3 protein-coding genes and 1 pseudogene are annotated in these 3,311 nt (G+C 63.8%); all 4 read left to right on the top strand.

The window, feature by feature from the left end:
- The coding region (locus Y705_RS23275) for a cation efflux transmembrane domain-containing protein (protein WP_081738082.1) at positions 1-692 on the top strand (692 nt) is incomplete at its 5' end.
- A gap of 111 nt (positions 693-803) precedes the next feature.
- Positions 804-1,505 (top strand): DsbA family protein, encoded by a 702-nt coding sequence (locus tag Y705_RS0114195; RefSeq protein ID WP_253908636.1) that lies wholly within the window; start codon positions 804-806, stop codon positions 1,503-1,505.
- 68 nt (positions 1,506-1,573) lie between these two features.
- Positions 1,574-1,783 (top strand): annotated as a pseudogene (locus Y705_RS0114190) (vitamin K epoxide reductase family protein); the annotation flags it as partial.
- Positions 1,784-1,899: 116 nt separating this feature from the next.
- Positions 1,900-3,311: IS1380 family transposase (locus Y705_RS0114185; protein WP_026533336.1), on the top strand; the 1,412-nt coding region annotated here is incomplete at its 3' end.

Below are 3,311 nucleotides of genomic sequence, written 5' to 3'. Positions count from 1 at the left end.
CGGCGGCTGTGGCGTGGCAGTTCGCCGGCCGCGACCCCGAGGCCCGTGAGAAGACCGCGCTGCGTCTGATCGCATTCTCCTTCTTTGGTCTGGCCGCGTTCGTGACGTTCGACGCCGTCCGGAGCCTGCTCGGTGCGTCCGAACCCCAGCATTCGCTGGTTGGAATTGTCCTGGCCGCGGTGAGTCTGGCGGTCATGCCGTTCCTATCCTGGGCGCAGCGCCGGGCCGGACGCGAGCTCGGCTCCCGCTCCGCTGTCGCGGACTCCAAGCAGACCCTGCTCTGCACCTACCTCTCCGGGGTGCTGCTCGTCGGGTTGTTGCTCAACAGCACCCTTGGCTGGTCGTGGGCTGACCCGGTCGCCGCTCTGGTCATCGCGGCCGTCGCCCTCAAGGAAGGCCGCGAGGCATGGAAGGGCGACTCCTGCTGCGCCCCATCGTTTGGAAACCTCGATGTCGACGGAAGCGTTGACACCTGCGGGAGTACCCCGGACGGTGGCACGGACTTGTGCTGCAGCGCCGACACCGCTGAGACCACCGCTAGCGCGACAGGCGCGGCGGCAGCGCCCCCGAATACCTCCGCGGGAATTGCGCCCCTGACGTTGACGTCCCGGCCCGTCGGGCCCAAGGCCATAACAAGCACCCCGCACAGCACGACAGGCAGTGCGTCCTGCGCCTGCTGCACACACGACTAAGCACCCGAGCAGCATCCCAATCCACCCGTTTCATCCGATCGACCAACGGTTCCCCGCACTCGGCGGGGAACGAGCACGACCACGTACGTTCCATGACGAGGAGACACCACCGTGCCGACCCCCGCCCCCAGCACGACCCCTGCCGCGAAGAAGGGTCTGAGCCTGCCGAACCGGATCGCGATCGGCCTACTCGCCGCAACCGCCCTTGTCATCGGCCTCGTCATTCTCTTCAATGCGCTCGGTGAGGATGAAGGTCAGGCCGCCGGCACAACGACCACCGCGGCCGAGGTCGTCCGGGAGGACAGCCACCGGCTGTCCCAGGCACCTGACGAGAAAGCCGTCCTGGTCGAGTTCCTCGACTTCGAATGCGAATCCTGCCTCGCCGCGTACCCGCTCGTGGAAGACCTTTCCGAGGAATACGGGGAGAACCTCACCGTCGTCTCGCGCTACTTCCCGCTACCCGGGCACCCTAATTCAGAGACAGCGGCCGCAGCGGTCGAGGCCGCAGCCCAGCAGGGCAAGTTCAAGGACATGCACGCGCGGATGTACGAGACGCAAACCGAGTGGAGCCACACCAACGAAGACCGATCCCCGGTCTTCCGCGGCTACGCCGAGGACCTCGGCCTGGACATGGCCGCCTACGACGCGGCAATCGATGACCCGGCCACGATGGAGCGCGTGAACGCTGACAAGGCCGACGGCATGGCCCTGGATGTCGAGGGAACACCGACATTCTTCCTCGACGGTGAAAAGATCCAGCCCGCCACGGTCGAGGAATTCCGCAACCTCATCGAAATCGCCATCGCGGACTGAGCACCATGGCACAAACCAGGACTGACACTGGATCCGTCGAGGAAACAGGGCAGGATGATATGTCCGCCATGCCCGGGTTCGCGAGCTGGATTCCGTTTGGGATCATGCTCGTGGCCACGGGCGCCATCGGATGGGTTGCCGCCGGAATCCTGATCCTCGAAAAGCTCGAGCTCTACCGGAACCCGGACCACGTCACAAGCTGCGACATCAACCCGTGGGTGTCCTGCGGTCAGGTCATGGAAACCTGGCAGTCCGAGCTTTTCGGCTTCCCTAACCCGGGGTTTTCATGAGGGTGGGGCCTGGCAGGTGTGTTTAAGCGACGAAAGGTGCTTCTGAGCTGGGAAAATAGTGTTGTTGACGCACTGATTTACCGGCTGAAAGAAGCACCTTTCTGATGTCCAAGAGTACCTGTGTTTTCCCGTCCCTTCCTGTGGCCACGACGGAGCAGTCGCTGGTCTCCCATGCCGGATTGAACGTGGTGACGTCCTTGATTGACGCGCTCGGGTTTCGGGGTTTATGTGAGGACCGTTTGGGTCAGTTCGTCCCGTCCGGTGCCTGGCATCGGCCCGGCACGATCCTGGGGTCGTTGGCTGTCATGCTCGCTGGCGGTGGGGAACACGTCTCTGATCTGGATATCCTGCGGACCGGTGCCAACGTTTTCGGGAAGGTCGCCTCGAACGCGACAATCTCGCGGTTCTTTGAGCGGACTGTGACCAGCCCGGAGGTTTTCAGCTACGGCTTTTCCACCTTGACGAGGGAGTTGCGCACCAGGGTGTGGGCATCGGCTGGAGACCGCAGTCCGGCGGTGAAGGCCACTGCCCTTGACCCTCTCATCATTGATCTCGATGCCACTCTCGTGACCTCGCACAGCGATAAGGAACAAGCCGTCGGGACCTACAAGGGCGGGTACGGGTTCGCCCCTTTCATTGCCAGTGTTGATTACGGCGCGGGCAACGGGACCGGTGAGGTTCTGACAGCACTGCTGCGTCCGGGCAATGCCGGAGCCAACAGCGCCAAGGACCACATCGCTGTGTTCACCCACGCCATCGAACAGCTCCCCGATGACTTCTACGACCAGCAGGGACGACTGATTGGTGAGAAGGTGCTGGTGCGCACCGACAGCGCCGGAGCGTCCCGGGAATTCCTGCACTACCTCTCATCCTTGGGAGTGCAGTTCAGTGTCTCCTACCCGGTACCCGTGCTGAAAGCCCACATGGTCGGATGGATCAACGACAAGAAGTACTGGCAGCCCGCACTCGACCAGTCGGGAGATGAACGCACCGACGCGTGGGTCGTTAACGCCACCGAGGTCCTCGGGCTCACCGACTACCCGGCGCACACAAATTTGTACTTGCGTGCCGAGCCCCTGCACCCCGGGGCGCAGCCGACACTGCTGGACGCCGACGGGCACCGCATCACAGCTTTCTTGACGAACTCGCCCTCCTGGCACGGGCCCACCCTGGATGCCCGGCACCGGGCGCGCGGGCGGTGTGAGAACCGGATCAAGACCCTGAAGAACACCGGACTCGGGAAGCTGCCGTTCTTCGACTTCCACGCCAACCAGGCCTGGGCCAACATCGCCGCCCTGGCCATGAACTTGGTTGCCTGGTTGCAGCTGGCCGCGCTGCCATCGGGCCACCAAGCCCGGGGATGGGACATCAAACGGTGGCGTTACCGGCTCTTCGCCACCGCCGGGAAGCTCATCACCAGAGCCCGTCGGACCCGGCTGCTGATCCCTGACAAAGCACCGGAAACCGACACGATCACCACACTCCTGGCCGCCATCGTCGAACTGAGAAACAGTTT

Origin of the sequence: Arthrobacter sp. H41 (assembly GCF_000520535.1) — a bacterium.
Lineage (GTDB): Bacteria > Actinomycetota > Actinomycetes > Actinomycetales > Micrococcaceae > Arthrobacter_D.
This window is presented reverse-complemented; position numbering and strand designations above follow the sequence as displayed.